Below are 843 nucleotides of genomic sequence, written 5' to 3'. Positions count from 1 at the left end.
TAGGGCGCGGACTCATTGTGCATTGATCCAGATGCGGATGGCAGCGAGCTTGAGCGCGGCCATGAAGTTGTCGGCCCGTCGGTCATAACGGGTGGCAAGGCCCCGCATCTGTTTGATGCGATTGAAGAAGCGCTCGACGAGGTTGCGCTGGCGGTAAACCCAGCGGCTGAAGGCGAAGGTGTCTTTGCGGATCGAGCGCGGCGGAATGTTCGCCCACGCCTTTCGACCGGCGACGAAGGAGCGGATGCCGTCGGTGTCGTAAGCCTTGTCGGCAATGACAGTCGCTCCGGGTGCGACCGCTTCCAGGAGGCGGTTGGCCATTGGCGCGTCGCCGGCTTGTCCGGCTGTGAGTTCGAGGCGCACCGGGCGCCCCTCGGCATCGACGAGGGCATGGATCTTGGTGGTCAGGCCGCCACGGGAATGTCCCATGCAAGGATCGGCGGATCCCCCTTTTTCGCGCCGGCACCATGCTGGTGAACGCGAACGCAAGATGAGTCGATCATCACGATGTCTCCGTCGTAAGCCTCGGAGACCGCTGCCAGAAGACGATCCCAGACACCGGCAGCCCGCCAGCGGGAGAAGCGGTTGTAGAGCGTGGTGCGGGGGCCGTAGCGCTCCGGCACGTCGCGCCAGGACGAGCCCGTGCGAAACCGCCACAGGATTCCGTTGATCACTCGGCGATCGTCGACCCGTGCAACGCCGCGGCTGTTTCGCGGTAGCAGCGGCTCGATCACCGCCCATTCCTGATCCGTGAGTTCATGACGACGCATGGCATTCTCCTTTCAAGGAGAATGAATCAGATCGTGCCGCTCAGATGAACCCGTTTATGGAGACGCTCTCTAG

Annotated in this window: 1 pseudogene; it reads right to left on the bottom strand. The window is 63.1% G+C overall.

Annotated elements, in window-relative coordinates:
* Positions 1 to 12: 12 nt before the first annotated feature.
* Positions 13 to 770 (bottom strand): annotated as a pseudogene (locus tag LZD57_RS23945) (IS5 family transposase).
* Positions 771 to 843: the final 73 nt, after the last annotated feature.

This window comes from Jiella avicenniae (assembly GCF_021390325.1).
Lineage (GTDB): Bacteria > Pseudomonadota > Alphaproteobacteria > Rhizobiales > Rhizobiaceae > Jiella > Jiella avicenniae.
The sequence above is the reverse complement of the archived record's forward strand: the minus strand, read 5'-3'. Positions and strand labels throughout refer to the sequence as shown.